Annotated in this window: 11 protein-coding genes; all 11 read left to right on the top strand. The window is 47.8% G+C overall.

What is annotated here, in order from left to right:
- Positions 1-672, top strand: a complete 672-nt coding sequence (gene flgH / locus EZV61_RS05220; protein ID WP_114339781.1) for a flagellar basal body L-ring protein FlgH — start codon at positions 1-3, stop codon at positions 670-672.
- Between the two features lie 17 nt (positions 673-689).
- Entirely contained in the window at positions 690-1,781 is a 1,092-nt protein-coding gene (locus tag EZV61_RS05225) for a flagellar basal body P-ring protein FlgI (protein ID WP_114339780.1), read from the top strand.
- 10 nt (positions 1,782-1,791) lie between these two features.
- Positions 1,792-2,931 (top strand): flagellar assembly peptidoglycan hydrolase FlgJ, encoded by a 1,140-nt coding sequence (gene flgJ / locus EZV61_RS05230; protein WP_131414546.1) that lies wholly within the window; start codon positions 1,792-1,794, stop codon positions 2,929-2,931.
- A gap of 28 nt (positions 2,932-2,959) precedes the next feature.
- On the top strand, positions 2,960-4,969 hold the full coding sequence (flgK, locus tag EZV61_RS05235; RefSeq protein WP_131414547.1) for a flagellar hook-associated protein FlgK: 2,010 nt from the start codon (positions 2,960-2,962) through the stop codon (positions 4,967-4,969).
- A 10-nt stretch (positions 4,970-4,979) separates the two neighbouring features.
- The gene (gene flgL / locus EZV61_RS05240; protein WP_131414548.1) at positions 4,980-6,296 is read left to right on the top strand and encodes a flagellar hook-associated protein FlgL; all 1,317 of its coding nucleotides are present in this window, start codon (positions 4,980-4,982) and stop codon (positions 6,294-6,296) included.
- Between the two features lie 150 nt (positions 6,297-6,446).
- Positions 6,447-8,195 carry a flagellin gene (locus tag EZV61_RS05245; protein WP_131414549.1) on the top strand — a complete coding sequence of 583 codons (1,749 nt, stop codon included), beginning with the start codon at positions 6,447-6,449 and terminating at the stop codon, positions 8,193-8,195.
- Positions 8,196-8,315: 120 nt separating this feature from the next.
- The gene (locus EZV61_RS05250; RefSeq protein ID WP_131414550.1) at positions 8,316-8,705 is read left to right on the top strand and encodes a hypothetical protein; all 390 of its coding nucleotides are present in this window, start codon (positions 8,316-8,318) and stop codon (positions 8,703-8,705) included.
- A 237-nt stretch (positions 8,706-8,942) separates the two neighbouring features.
- Positions 8,943-10,685 carry a flagellin N-terminal helical domain-containing protein gene (locus EZV61_RS05255; RefSeq protein WP_130567895.1) on the top strand — a complete coding sequence of 581 codons (1,743 nt, stop codon included), beginning with the start codon at positions 8,943-8,945 and terminating at the stop codon, positions 10,683-10,685.
- Positions 10,686-10,782: 97 nt separating this feature from the next.
- Complete coding sequence (locus EZV61_RS05260) at positions 10,783-11,187, top strand: flagellar protein FlaG (protein WP_114339773.1); 405 nt, start codon at positions 10,783-10,785, stop codon at positions 11,185-11,187.
- Between the two features lie 20 nt (positions 11,188-11,207).
- On the top strand, positions 11,208-12,749 hold the full coding sequence (fliD, locus tag EZV61_RS05265; RefSeq protein ID WP_114339772.1) for a flagellar filament capping protein FliD: 1,542 nt from the start codon (positions 11,208-11,210) through the stop codon (positions 12,747-12,749).
- 126 nt (positions 12,750-12,875) lie between these two features.
- Positions 12,876-14,915, top strand: coding sequence for a motility associated factor glycosyltransferase family protein (locus tag EZV61_RS05270; RefSeq protein ID WP_131414551.1), 2,040 nt, complete (start codon positions 12,876-12,878; stop codon positions 14,913-14,915).
- Positions 14,916-14,943: the final 28 nt, after the last annotated feature.

Here is a 14,943-nt window from a genome sequence, read left to right on the forward strand (position 1 = left end):
ATGAAAAAACTAATTCCATTATCGGCGCTGTTACTGTCAGCTTGTTCCAGCGTATATCAGGTGCAACCTGATGACCCCTATTACGCGCCGCTGATCCCCGAGATGCCGGAAGAGGGCAACATGGTGCTCACCGGGTCAATGTTTCAGGATGTGACGGCACAGAACCTTTATTCCGATATTAAGGCACGCCGTGTTGGCGATGTGATCACGGTGAATTTAGTTGAGAACACCACGGCGAATAAAGGTGCCAAGAACGAGTTGGATAAGTCCTCGTCGGTGGGCTTGCAGACGCCGGTATTGATGGGAAGCCCGTTCACCATCAATGGAAACGAGCTTAATGCCAGCATTGAAGGTGATAACGAGTTTGAAGGGGAGTCAAAGGTTCGCCAAAACAACTCACTGTTTGGTGCGATTTCGGTCAGTGTTGTACAAGTGCTGTCTAACGGCCATCTGGTGGTACGTGGTGAAAAATGGATCACCATTAACCAAGGTGATGAATATATCCGTTTAACCGGGATTATCCGGCCTGAAGACGTGACCGGCGATAATAACGTTGACTCTACCCGTGTGGCTAATGCACGCATTCAATACAGCGGCACCGGCTCTACCCATGACACGCAAACTCCTGGTTGGTTGACGGGCTTCTTTAATAGTCCAATTTGGCCTTTCTAAGGCAGCAGGTAATAGCTATGTGGACGCGACTGATTTTATTGACTGTTTCATTTCTTGTTTGTGGTGTGACGAGCGCCGAACGGATTAAAGATGTCACGACCATCCAAGGGGTTAGGAACAACCAACTGGTTGGTTACGGCCTAGTGGTTGGCTTGACAGGTACCGGCGAACAAGCGCGATACACTGAACAGAGCTTTTCGACTTTGTTATCCAACTTTGGCATTAACCTGCCTCCCGGCACGCGGCCAAAGATTAAAAATGTCGCCGCTGTCGCTATCCATGCAGACCTTCCTGCTTTTACCAAGCCGGGGCAAACCATTGATATTACAGTGAGTTCAATCGGTAGTGCTGAAAGCCTCCGTGGTGGCACCTTGCTACAAACTTTCCTAAAAGGGGTTGATGGTAAAATTTATGCTGTTGCCCAAGGCAACCTCGTGGTCGGTGGTTTTGGTTTTTCCGGTGAGGATGGTTCAAAAGTAATCAGTAATACACCGACCGTCGGACGCATCGCCAACGGAGCGATTGTCGAGCGTGAAGTTCCTAGTATGTTTAGTCAGGGCGATTACCTGACATTTAATTTGAACAATCCCGACTTCTCTACAGCCAAGCGCTTGTCTGATGTGATCAATGATTTAGTTGGCCCTGATACGGCGCGCGCTATCGATGCAACCAGTGTACGGGTTACCGCGCCACGGGATGTTTCTCAGCGTGTCGCGTACTTGGCAACGCTGGAAAACCTTGATTTCGAGCCTGCCGATGAGTCTGCCAAAGTGATCGTCAACTCCCGTACCGGCACTATTGTTATTGGCAAGGATGTGCGCTTACTGCCTGCGGCAATTACTCACGGCGGCATGACCGTTACTATCGCTGAAGGGCAAGATGTCAGCCAACCGGGCGCCTTTTCGGGCGGTGATACCGTGGTAACGCAGGAAAGCTTAATTGATGTGGCTATCGATGATGCGCGTATGTTTGTGTTCAATCCTGGTACGACCCTTGACGATTTAGTGCGGGCTATTAACGCGGTCGGTGCTGCTCCTGCCGACGTCATGGCGATCTTAGAAGCGCTGAAGCAAGCGGGTGCGCTTCGTGGCCAGTTGATCATTATCTAAAGGTGCTGAGATGATCGATGCCGACAGATTTGCCCAAAGCCGCCAGGTTCATGACATCCAAGGTCTTGATAGGCTGCGTCAAAGTGCTCAGCAGAATGAAGAGGAAGCACTGCATGAAGTGGCAAAGCAATTTGAAGGCATGTTCGTACAGATGCTTATTAAGGGGATGCGTCAGGCGACCGAAGCGTTTGAGCTAGACAGCCCATTTAGTAGTAATTACACCAAATTTTATGAACAGATGGGCGATCAACAGATGGCCCAGGATCTGACACAGAGCGGCAGCTTCGGTTTGGCCGAATTGATGGTTCAACAGTTACGACCCGACGGCGATACCGTGCGCCCGGCATCAACGTTGCGAACCGACGGCAGCGATCAACTGTTTCCCCAAACACAAGCGGTATCTCCAAGTCTGGATCTAATTACAGAGAGTCAGTCTGGCGTGGCCTCCGGCAATAGTTTGCCGCTGGCGCCCTATTTACGTTCCGATACACATCAGAAATTGATGGCGGAACAGCAAGCGGCTAGTCAACAAAACCCGCTTGATGCAATTAAGGCAAAACTGGCAGCCAGTTCGGTGGCTACTACTGGGGTTGAACCGATAACCCTGAGTGACAAATCAAATCCAAACGCTCTCGACAATTCAAATGATGTGGCTGATCCCAAAGGCTTTTTACAAAGTGTCGACTTTTCGTCGCCGCAAGCTTTTGTGGATTCAGTGATGCCATACGCCAAAAAAGCGGCGGATGCGTTGGGTACATCACCTGCCGTGTTAATCGCGCAAGCGGCACTGGAGACCGGCTGGGGGCAAAAGGCTATCCGCCGTGGTGACGGTAGTAGCAGTAATAATCTATTCAATATTAAGGCCGATCAGCGTTGGCAAGGAGACAGTGTCAGCGTTAATACCCTCGAATATGAACAAGATCTGCCAGTACAACGTCGCGCGGCCTTTCGTGCCTATGACTCTGTTGCTGAAAGTTTCAATGATTTTGTTGATTTCCTTAAAAAATCCTCGCGTTATCAACCTGCTATTGCTGAAGCGAAAGATTCGGCAAACTTCTTGCATAATCTTCAACAAGCTGGATATGCGACGGATCCCCGTTATGCGGATAAGGTCCTGAACGTACTAAAGCAAGTTAATTCTCTGCTTTAACCAAACGGTTTTTTGAAGGAGCGCCATTATGGCTGTCGATCTCTATCAGTTGGGCGTCAGCGGTTTGCTTTCGTCACAGAAGCAACTGTCGACAACCGGTCACAACATTGCCAACGTCAATACGGAAGGGTACTCGCGCCAGCGTGTTATCCAGGATGCGGCTCCTGCGTTGTGGGAGGGGGGCAGCTATTTCGGTACCGGTACTCAGGTTATTGATGTGCAGCGCTCGTTTAACAAGTTTGCTTATCAAGAGTTGGTATTTAACCAGGCACGCCTTTCTGGCGATGAAACCCGTGGTCAAAAGATGAGCGAGTTGGATGAGTTGCTCTCTCGGGTCGGTGCTGGTGTAGGTACTTCCTTAAATGAGCTCTTCTCTGCGGTGAACAGTGTGGTTGATACCCCGAACGACATCGGGGTACGTAATGTGATGCTCTCTAATGCGGATACTGTGGCTTTTAACTTCAACTCCATTCGCGCCACGCTGGAAAACCAGTTGCAGGGGATAAACGAAGACATTGAAGTGGTTGCAGATCGTATCAGCGAAATTGGTGCCCAGATCGCTGTACTTAACCAAGACATTATCTCTGCTGAAGCTAACGGTATTAACAACTCTCCCAATGATCTGCTCGACAAGCGCGATGGCTTGGTCAAAGAGCTGGCGGAATACACGACAACCTCAACGGTTGACAATGGTGATGGCTCAATCACCGTTTTTATCGGCAATGGCCAGACATTGGTGACTCAGGTTAACTCGTTTGAAATCAGTGTCAGAACGGGTAATCCTGATCCACAACAGACCGAGTTGGTGCTGACGAACAATGGCAGCGGAACGGTTCCATTAGACGGCGCACGTATGGGCGGACAGATCGGCGCTATGTTCACCTACCGCGATAACGATCTGCGTAACGCGATAAACGAATTGGGTCTGACCGCCATGGCGGTTGCTGACAGCTTCAATCAGCAGCAGGCACAAGGTTTGGATCTGGATGGCAATATAGGTAACGACCTTTACCGCGATATTAACGACATTGAAGTGGCGCGTTTGCGCATGAAGTATGACAGCAGCAACGCGGGTAACATGGTCGGTAACGTCACCATCAATGATATGAATATGGTGACAGGTGATGACTATGAGGTGGCATATGATCTTGGCACCAATAGTTACACCATCACCAATACCAATACGGGCAGTAACCAAACAGTGGTTAGAGGGGCTGCACCGTTTTCCTTTAGTTTTGAAGGCATCGATTTTAATGAAGAATCTGGTGCGCCAGCTGACGGCGACACCTTTCTTCTGCAGCCTACCGCCAGCGGCGCTGCGGATATCCGGCTGGAGATTGATCAACCAGAGCGGATTGCGGCCTCCTCTATAGCTGAAGTAACGGCAAATGAGAAAAATGTCGGTACTGGCTCTGTCAGTATCACCAACACCACGGGGATCGATAATTTTAACGTTGGCGGGTTAGCATTTCCTTATGAGGTGCGTTTTATAAATGCAGTGCCCGTCCCTGGTGGTACGCAGTACGACGTCGAGATTTATGATAACTCGGGTGCATTGTTTAGCGCATTGCCTGGTGCTTATGATACGACGGCGCAGCCGACAACGATTAATGTTCCCCTCGCGCCGGGTCAAAGCTTCGATATCGAAATTGAAGGTGATCCGGTTGGCCAGCCACCTAACGCGCCCGATACCTTTGCTGTTGAGTATGTCTTTGGCTCAGGTAACAACAAAAACGCTTTGGCGATGGCTGATCTGCAAACAGCAAAAGTGGCGAAAAATGGTCGTTCGACCATGTTCGATAACTTCCAGAGTTTAGTGACCGAAGTGGGCGCTGCCACGCAAACCGCAGAGATTAACTACAACACATCGCTTGCCTTATATACCCAGGCAGAAGAGCGGATGCAGTCTATCTCTGGCGTGAATCTCGATGAAGAAGCGTCAAACCTACTGCGATTTCAACAGAGCTATAACGCAGCAGCCCGGATCATTACGGTGGCAGGTGAGTTGTTTGACACCCTGTTAGCCTCGGCGCGTTAAGGAGCTAATCATGCGTGTCTCAACGTTTCTCTTTTACCAGACCAATACCGTTAACATCACCACTAAGCAGTGGGATGTAAACGAATCTATCCTGCATCTCTCTTCGGGTAAGCGGGTGATTAACGCCTCTGATGATGCGGTGGCAGCAAACTCTATTTTGAATTTTAAACAGTCAATTACCACGACCGAGCAGTATCAGCGCAATGTGGATTTTGCCAATAACCGGATCAGTGCGGAAGAGACTTCGCTTAAAGCGACAGAAGATATCTTACTGCGGATCAAAGATTTGACGCTGCAGGGTAACAACGGTGCATATACCCAGGAAAACCGCATAGCGATCGCTGAAGAACTTGAAGCGCGATTCGACGAACTACTGGCTTTGGCTAATACCAGAGATGAGGGCGGTAATTACGTTTTTGCCGGCTACCAAACAGAGAATCAGCCGTTTAATAAGCAACCTGACGGCACCGTGATCTATCAGGGTGATGACGGTCAGCGACTCACCAGTGTCGGTGATGGGGTAAAGGTGGCGACCAGTGATTCCGGTCAGCAGATTTTCCAACAGGCACCTAACAGTACCGGCGATTTCCGCCCCGAGTATCGTGATGCGACAGGCTTGGTCACCAACACCGGTGGCGTGACAGTCAAAAATGCGTCGGTTGTTGATCGTGGGGTGTATGACACAACGGCATTTCCGCCACCCTATACAGTGAATTTTGTAGACTCAGATGGTGATGGTGAACCAGAAATCGAAGTATTGGATTCCACACTACCGGTGCCTAATCCTGTACCTGTGTTTGATTCAACGGGGACGCAGGTTTATCCGCCACCACCGGCACCAGCTCCTGCCCCCGCATTTGTGCCCGGAGAAAAATATACCTTTAACGGTGTTGAAATGCAGATCGATGGCGAACCCAATGTGGGTGACTCGCTGACGCTGAACGCCGATGAAGAGGTCGGCATGTTTGAAACGCTCAGAGATGTTATTGAGTGGCTTAAGGTACCGAATGAAGACGGTATTAACCCTGATGACATCAGTAAACAGCAGCGCCAGATTGATATTGGTCACTTGATCGACGACATCGATAGTATCGCAATCCATGTTTCTAGCCGTCGCGGCACCATCGGTGCGCGCTTAAATACGGTCGCAACCCAGGAGAACGTGAATGCGGAATATATCTTGACCTTAGAGACGGCTAAGTCGCCTTTGGAAGATTTGGACTACACCACGGCAATCACTGAATTTGAGCGGCAAAAAGTTGCCCTGCAGGCGGCACAAACCGCCTTTACTCAGGTGCAGAATTTGTCACTGTTTAATTTAATCTAATAAAACATGCCTAAGGTTATGAATTTTAAGGTTTATTAAACTTGGCACACTAAATGCTTTAATAACCTTGACTGAAAAATAGGCAAATTTTTGACAGGCAGACGGATTACTTTAATTGCACCGGATGCTTGAACTAGTTGGAGGCTAAAGATGGCACTTTCAGTACAAACAAATGTTTCATCACTGAACGCGCAGCGTAACTTATCCAAGTCTTCCGACGCACTGGGGACTAACTTCCAGCGGCTCTCCTCTGGTTTGAGAATCAACAGTGCGAAGGATGATGCGGCAGGCTTACAGATTTCAAACCGGTTGACCTCACAGATCAGCGGATTGAATGTAGCGGTTCGTAATGCAAACGATGGCATATCCATGTCACAAACCGCTGAGGGCGCATTGCAGGAAAGTACAAATATCTTGCAACGTATGCGTGACTTGGCAATTCAATCAGCGAACGGTACTTTTTCCGACTCTGATCGGGCAGCACTGCAAGATGAGGTGTCTCAATTACAGGCTGAATTAGATCGTATCGCGGAAACGACGACCTTCGGCGACCGCCCCTTGCTTGATGGCAGCTTTGGTACAGAAAGCTTCCAGGTGGGTGCGCAAGCATTTGAGACCGTAAGTGTTTCGATTAACTCGTTCTTTACTGATGATATGGGTACTCAAAACTATGCGCTGCAAAAGGCAGAAGTAGGTGGGTCCTTTACCTCGATAGGGGCTTCAGTCGGCACAGCGAGTATCGTTAGTGGCTCTGCGACAACGATTGGCTTGGGTGGTATTGGTATTAATACTGCGGCGACGCTGAACCATTCCCTTGGGGATACCGGTTTAACTAACAGTAATAACACGTTGAGCATCGCTGGTCCGTTAGGTGATGGTGTTATTAACGTTAACAAAAACGACAGTGCTTATGATCTGCAACGCAGCATTCAGCAAAATACCTCTAAAACAGGTGTAGATGCAGATGCTAGAACGGTCGTAGCGTTGGATCTGTTTACCGCATCATCAGCGACGTTGACAAACTCAAGCGGTACGATTGATACCGTCGGTGGAGCGCTGTCTGCTACCACTACGGTGACATTTAGTCTGCGTGGTATGAATGATGATCCGACAGCTCAACCACCTACGATTAAAGTGGACTTAGAAAATACAGAAGATCTGTCTTCATTGGCCAATGCTATTAATGCGGTAGCCAATGAAACTGGTATTGGTGCGTCTGTAGCGCCTGATGGTCGTCTGTTATTGGTATCTGAGCGAGGTGATACTGTTCAAATTGACGATCTTCAACTTTCCGGAGCTGGATCCACTGTCGGTATCAATGCGGCAACTTATGAGTATGAAGGGGATCTAACTGACAATAGTAATATCCTCTCGTACGGTGAGATTGTGGCAAGAACGGATACGACGATTGGTGGTGCTACGGCGGCTTCTGATAGTGCTGTTGACTTCGTTGGTACGGTGCGCCTGACTTCTAATGGCGACTACGCCATTGCTGCAAATACTGAAGTTGGCGCAAGTAGCCTTACGTCGGGTATTTTACAGGACGGAGCATTAGGTGGGGCGGATGAGCTAAGTGCGTTAGAAGGCGTTGACTCAATCAATGTTTCCACTGCCATTGGTGCTCAGGTTGCTATTGATGTGATTGATGGCGCACTTGCTTACATAGATAGTCAGCGTGCGAGTTTGGGTGCGGTACAAAACCGTTTATCAAGCACCATCTCTAACCTAACCAACATTTCTGAAAATGCTTCAGCATCGCGATCTGGTATTCGCGATACCGACTTTGCATTAGAGACATCAGAATTGTCTAAGAACCAGGTGCTTCAGCAGGCCGGTACGTCAGTATTGGCTCAGGCTAACCAGGTGCCACAGGCGGCGCTATCGCTCTTGGGTGGTTAATTCGCGACCTTACTGAGGTTAAAAAGGGACGGCATGCCGTCCCTTTTTTTGTGCGTGGTCAATTTATAAACAGCTCGAAAGCGTCTATACTCCAGTCATAAATGTGACGGAGATCTCTCTATGCAAATCGATTCAGGCGCGGTGGCGTCATTTTCCAGTTTTGAGCCTAACCGGGTGCAACAACCTTCTGTTCCTGATCGCCAGCAGATAGCAAGCCAAGAGCCTGGAGTGGCTGAAAACGTGCAAGAGAATAGGGATACTGCAAGGCAAGTTGCGGTTGGTGTGGCCGAAGTTAATACGCAGCAGCAAACCATAGATACTTATGTCAATGCCTCAACAAGTAGCAGTGATGATGGTGGCTCATCGGTTACGGCGGCAGATGTGCGTGATGCACAGCAAGCGGCAACTGAACGCAGGGCGACAATTGAAGTACTTGATAGGGCACAAAATGGTGAGTTGGGTAACCCTTCAGTCAATCCTTTAGGTCAGTTAATTGATACGACAGTGTGATCAATATCTTAGTTAGATTGTCAAAAGGCGCCTGATGGCGCCTTTTTTGTCAGTTTTTTTAACATTGTTAATATGTTGAAAAATAAGCGCTTTATTTTGTTTTGGTGGTTGATTGAGCAGTTGTTGTGATTTTTTCTTTAAAAAAAACTAAAGCTTCTTTTAGCGGTGCCGTTACTAAGTGTGAACAAACAACATAGTGTTACTTAGCGTCAAGCTAGAGTATGTGGAGAATTTGACATGGCACTTACAATTCAAACAAACGTATCATCGCTAAATGCGCAGCGTAATTTGAATCAATCCAACAGTGCGTTGGGTACAAACTTCGAACGCCTCTCATCTGGCTTGCGCATTAACAGTGCGGCTGATGATGCAGCGGGCTTACAGATTTCAAACCGTCTGACCTCTCAGATTAATGGTTTGAACATCGCAACACGTAACGCAAACGATGCAAACTCACTCTCGCAAACTGCGGAAGGTGCACTGCAAGAAAGTACTAACATTCTGCAGCGTATGCGTGATCTGTCAATCCAGTCTGCTAACGGTACTTTCTCCGATTCAGACCGTGGTGCACTTCAAGAGGAAGTGAACCAGCTGCAAGACGAACTGGATCGTATCGCCGATACGACTACCTTTGGTGACCGTAAGTTGCTTGATGGCAGCTTCGGTACAGAAAGCTTCCAGGTCGGTGCGCAAGCATTTGAAACAGTAGCTGTATCAATTAACTCTTTCCAGACAGAGTCAATGGGTGCGCAAACCTATGAGTTGCTGAAAACCGAAGTCGGTGGCAGCTTCACTGGCGTAGCTGTTTCAGAAGGTACGGCGTCAGTTGTTACCGGTTCTGCTTCGGCGATTGGTTTAGGTGGTATCGGTGTAAGCACGGCAGCGACTGCTGATGCGACATTCGGTGGTACGGCACTGACTAACAGTGCGAATACACTTAATGTTTCTGGTGAGCTGGGTTCTGCTACCATCAACGTCGACGGTTCCGCATCTGCTGGCGATATCGCTAAGTCGATCAATGACCAAAGCCAGGCAACAGGTGTGAATGCTGATGCCCGTACTGTTGTTGCATTGGACTTCTATAGCGCAGGCGGTTCTTTCGCTGCGAACTCATCAGGCACTATCAATACCTTTGGTGGCGCGTTGACTGGGACTGCAACGCTGACCTTCTCGCTGCGTGGAGCAAATGATGATCTGGCAACGGCGCCAACCATCAAAGTTGACATTACCAACACAGAAGATCTTTCATCTTTGGCGAATGCGATTAACGCTGTTGCTGATGAAACCGGTGTTGGTGCCAATGTAGGTGATGACGGTCGTCTGGTACTGACTAGTGAAGGCGGTGATACCATTCAGATAGACAACCTTCAGCTCACAGGCGTGGGTAGTACTGTTGGTATTGATGCGGCAACGTATGAGTTCTCTGGTGATACAGATGACACTGCTAATATTGCTTCTTATGCTAACTTGGTTGCCACTACAGGCTCTACCATCGCTGACGCAGCGGCCGTAGGTGACAGTGCTGCAGACTTTGTTGGTACAATTCGCCTGACTGCGAATGGTGACTTCAATGTTCAAGCGAATACTCAAGCGGGCGCAAGTGCTTTGTCTACTACCATTCTGCAGAACGCTTCGCTGGGTGCCGGGGCAGAGCTAAGCCAGCTGGATTCTGTTGATAATATTGATATCAGCACAGCGATTGGCGCACAGGAAGCGGTATCGGTGATTGATGGTGCATTGTCTTACATCGATAGTCAGCGTGCATCACTCGGTGCGGTTCAGAACCGTCTTGATAGCACTATCTCAAACCTGAGCAACATTAGTGAGAATGCTTCAAACTCACGTTCAGGTATCCGTGATACTGACTTCGCAGAAGAGACGTCAGAGCTGTCGAAGAACCAGGTGTTGACTCAGGCTGCAACCTCAGTGTTAGCGCAGGCTAACCAGTTGCCACAGGCCGCATTGAGTCTTCTTGGCTAACGGAGCTAGACTTAGTGGGTAAATGACAACGGCAGGGAAGATCTAATCTTCCTTGCCGTTTACCCATTTCAGGTAAGTAAGTTTTGGAGGAGTTTTTATGAGCGTCGATGCAATACAAGCACAAGCAACATCAAATCCTCAGTTGCGCACTCAGCCTGAAGCGGTCACTCCTGTACAAACTGAAACCGCCACGGAAAGCCAGGTAAAGCCTGAACAGGTGCAGCCGAGTGAGCAAATACAGGAACAGGCTCAACAGCTGAAACAAGAGCAAGAAATTGATCGCCAACGATTAGAAGAGATGGCGCGAAACCTGCAAGAGTTTGTGCAGTCATTTAATAAATCACTGACGTTCAGTGTCGATGATGCGTCAGGCAGGGATGTTATCAGTGTTAAGGACAAGGTTAGCGGTGATTTGTTGCGGCAAATTCCTTCCGAGGAGATGCTGAAACTTGCCGTTAGATTATCTGAGTCCAACAGTTTGTTTTTAAAAACTGAAGTCTAGCTAAGTATAGAGAGTAAATTATGGCTGACCTTCCAACGATTAGCGTACCCGGTATCGGTTCCGGTCTCGATGTAAATGGCATCGTGCAGGGGCTTATTGATGTGCGCAAGGTACCTATCACGGAACGAAATGATGCCAAAATTGATTCTTTTAGCAATCAGATATCTGCAATTGGCTCACTGCGGAGTGCACTGAGTGATTGGCAGAAATCTTTATTTGAGTTGAAACTAGATAACAGTTTCAACCAACGCTTAGTTACCTATGGCAATGAAGCAGCGGAAGAAAAGTTTACCGTTACCGGTGACTCTACTGCTTCTGAAGGCAGTTACGATATTGAGGTAATGCAGACGGCACAGGCTCACAAGTTGACCTCAGATTTTGCGATCGGTGAATTTGAGGCCGTGGGTGAAGGCACCATGGATATCACCGTAGGCAGTGAGACCTACAGTATTGAAGTGAGTGCATCTGACACACTCAACGATGTTAAAAATAAAATTAACGATATCGCTGGTGCCAGTATGAGCGCGTCAATTGTAAAGACCGACACCGGCGTGCATTTGTCGTTAGCGAGTAAAGAGACGGGCGAAGCGAATGCGATAGAGATCGCAGTGACTGACGTTGATGGTGTTGCTGATGCCAACGGTCTATCCCGATTGCAGTACGATGCCAATTACAGTGCGGATATGCAGGAAGTTCAGCTCGCTCAGGATGCCAAGATCAAGGTGGATGGCTTTCTTGAAATTAGCTCTGCAACCAATAAGTTTGAAAACGCTATCGACGGCGTCACTATTTCAGTAAAAGAAGCTCACCCTCCAGGTGAGAGTGATAACTTTAATTTGTCGCTGGATAAAGAGAGCACAAAAGAAAAGATTCAAACATTCGTCGATACATATAATCAGGTTTTGTCTGTTGTTGATAATTTGACCTTTGTTAATCGTGATGGCTCGGGTAACAAAGTTGAAGACAGTAATAGCGAAGACAACAATACCGCGTTAACAGACGAACAGATTGCGGCGCAGAAAGCTGAACGCGAGAAGGGTACGTTAGCTACTGATTCAACGGTTAGAACCATGATGAATCAGATCCGAGCAACCATGGCCGATGCGGTTAAGACCTCGGATGGCAGCGCAACCTCGTTATCTGTTCTCGGGTTGGAAACTCAATCTGATGGCAGTTTGAAAATTGATGAGGGTAAGCTTGATAAAGCACTCAATGAAAATTTTGATCAAATCAGCGAAGTGTTTTCAGGTTATGACACGCTGGATGTCGATGGAAATGTCATCTCCTCAACGCCAGGTGTAGCCGACAAACTGAATGATCTTGTGCGAGAGTATGAGAAGTTTGGTGGCATATTGCAGACTAAATCCAGCTCCTTTTCTGACTCGGTAGATAAAATCAATACTGAGCAAGATAAGTTTGATGAAATGATAGGGCGCTATGAAGCGCAGCTTTACAACCAGTTCTTATATCTAGATAAGATATCTGCACAATTAGACTCCGTCAGCTCTTTCTTGGAACAGCAGTTAAGCAACCTTCCTGGCGTAGTGAAAGATAAGAAATAAGTTTTACTCCACACTTCTTTCAAAGGGCACCCAAGTGGTGCCTTTTTTGCATTAAGCTCTTAGTAGACAAGATTTTGACATTGCGCGCAGCCAGTTTGATGGGGCGTGGTACTCGGAGCCTACTGTATGGCAACTCAGATCGATAAAAATGGATTGAATATCTTACGTCAGGTATTGAATCTAACCTTCAATAAGAACCTACAGTTTTTGCAAGAGCGCTTTCCTCATATTGCTGCTCGTTTTAAAGAGCATAAACCGAAAAGCATGGGGCTGGAGATGGATCCCCTTGGCAGGCTGAATATCTGCGGAGCGGAAGGGTTTATCTATGACGGTGATCCGAAAGAGATCTGCGCTAAACAAGCGAAAGATTACTTTGACCGCCCAGTCACAGGAATATATCGACTCAGCCAAACAGGTTGGGAAGCTTCAATGAAGTTGTTCCGTCATGCCAATCTATTGAAAGAGCTGGTTGAACTCGGTGAAGAACACTCTAAAGAAGCCGTCGCAGTGGGTGAGCGGGATCCCTACCATTGGTTTCCTTTCTTTACCGTGCTGGGGGTAGGTATTGGGTATCACTTGGAAACCATTCTTGCCCACGCAGAAAAGATAGGTCACCTGTTTATCTATGAGCCTAACGATGATCTGTTTTTTGCTTCGCTACATGTATTTGATTATCGGCAGTTATTTGAAGCGTTCACTAAGCAGAATAAAGGCATCACCCTGTTGGTTGGCTGCGAACAGGAAGAGTTTATTCATACTGTACAAAAAGTGATGTTTAAAATTGGTATCTTTAAGTCATGCGTGTTACCGATTTATCGACATTATGACAGTAAAACCGCGGATGAAAGTTTAAAGCGCTTCTTTGATAACCTCAGTAATTTTTATGCTGGCTTTGGCTTCTTTGAAGATGAAGTTATCTCCACGCGTCATACCATGAAAAACATGGCGGGCGGTTGCAATCTCATGGCTGATAGCCCTTCAGGGCATGAATTCGATCGCCCCGTCTTTATTTGTGCAAATGGCCCCTCTATCGATTATTCCCTCGATTATATTCGAGAGCATCGCGACGATATTATTTTGGTCTCTTGCGGTACCGCGTTAAAAACATTACATAATGCGGGAATTAAGCCTCACATCCATATTGAGATTGAACGGGTTGAATATTTAGCCGACTGGGTTCGGGAGGTCGATCCTTCAGGTGAGTTCGTTGGGGATATTCACTTGGTAGGAATGAATACCCTATCACCCGGTGTGGTTGAGCAGTTTAAAGAAGCGACCCTTTTCTGGAAACCGAATGATGTCGGCACAGAGCTGGCTCGCGTCACGTTGATGAAGGATTTTCATCAATATCTGCATCTCTTCAACTCCAATCCAACCGTATCGAATGCTGCGATGGCATTGGCTATCCACTTTAAGGCGCCTCAAGTCTATCTATTTGGTGTTGATGTGGGGTACGTGGATCCGAAATACCACCACTCTAAAGACAGCGCATATTATGGTGAGTTTAAAGGCGCATTTGAGAAAGGTTCTTCCGGGAGTCATAAGCCGGTGCCCGGTAACTTCCGCGAAAAGGTTTCGACCAGTGCGGTATTTGACTGGTGCCGTCATGTGCTTGAGTTGGTGATCCGTATTAAGGGTGAAGGAACCGAGGTGTTTAATACTGCAGACGGTGCACGTATAGAAGGTACCACCCCCTGTCGTATTGAAGATATTGAGTTGCCAGCACCTAAGAGCGAGCCTTTTGATCCTGATGCATGGATCGCAGCAGCGAGGGTTAAGAAGCCGGTGACGTTTGAGATCTTGTACGACAACTTCAAACAGCGTCAGCGTACTATCAGGAAGCTACTTAAGTTTCTGACTGACGAGCGGGTGCAGGAGATCGATTGGGCAACGAATGATGTCTTTGAGCTGTTCCAAAGAAACCATCTCGAACTTCGTAAGCATATTGGTGGTCAGGACAACCCTGCGGTGCGAATGATCGAGGGCAGTGTGACCTACCTGCAGATCACCATTTTGGGCTATCTCCACATGATGCCTAACGCTGAGGTTCGGGCGCGATTTGTAACCGCAGCGATGAAGATCTTTCATCAGTACTTCAAGGAGATGAAGGGGATTTTCAAGGGGTTGGAGCAAGAGCTGAAAGAACTGGAAGAGAGCCGAAAGTAATAACTGCTGTCATTGTAATTTAAGCAAA

Source organism: Corallincola luteus, assembly GCF_004336975.1.
Classification (GTDB): domain Bacteria; phylum Pseudomonadota; class Gammaproteobacteria; order Enterobacterales; family Neiellaceae; genus Corallincola; species Corallincola holothuriorum.

What these genes read in the sequence shown, in the direction of transcription:
- EZV61_RS05270 (WP_131414551.1), top strand. Translation starts at nt 12,876, where the DNA reads ATGGCAACTCAGATCGATAAAAATGGATTGAATATCTTACGTCAGGTA.
- flgH (WP_114339781.1), top strand. Translation starts at nt 1, where the DNA reads ATGAAAAAACTAATTCCATTATCGGCGCTGTTACTGTCAGCTTGTTCC.
- EZV61_RS05245 (WP_131414549.1), top strand. Translation starts at nt 6,447, where the DNA reads ATGGCACTTTCAGTACAAACAAATGTTTCATCACTGAACGCGCAGCGT.
- EZV61_RS05250 (WP_131414550.1), top strand. Translation starts at nt 8,316, where the DNA reads ATGCAAATCGATTCAGGCGCGGTGGCGTCATTTTCCAGTTTTGAGCCT.
- fliD (WP_114339772.1), top strand. Translation starts at nt 11,208, where the DNA reads ATGGCTGACCTTCCAACGATTAGCGTACCCGGTATCGGTTCCGGTCTC.
- flgL (WP_131414548.1), top strand. Translation starts at nt 4,980, where the DNA reads ATGCGTGTCTCAACGTTTCTCTTTTACCAGACCAATACCGTTAACATC.
- flgK (WP_131414547.1), top strand. Translation starts at nt 2,960, where the DNA reads ATGGCTGTCGATCTCTATCAGTTGGGCGTCAGCGGTTTGCTTTCGTCA.
- EZV61_RS05255 (WP_130567895.1), top strand. Translation starts at nt 8,943, where the DNA reads ATGGCACTTACAATTCAAACAAACGTATCATCGCTAAATGCGCAGCGT.
- flgJ (WP_131414546.1), top strand. Translation starts at nt 1,792, where the DNA reads ATGATCGATGCCGACAGATTTGCCCAAAGCCGCCAGGTTCATGACATC.
- EZV61_RS05225 (WP_114339780.1), top strand. Translation starts at nt 690, where the DNA reads ATGTGGACGCGACTGATTTTATTGACTGTTTCATTTCTTGTTTGTGGT.
- EZV61_RS05260 (WP_114339773.1), top strand. Translation starts at nt 10,783, where the DNA reads ATGAGCGTCGATGCAATACAAGCACAAGCAACATCAAATCCTCAGTTG.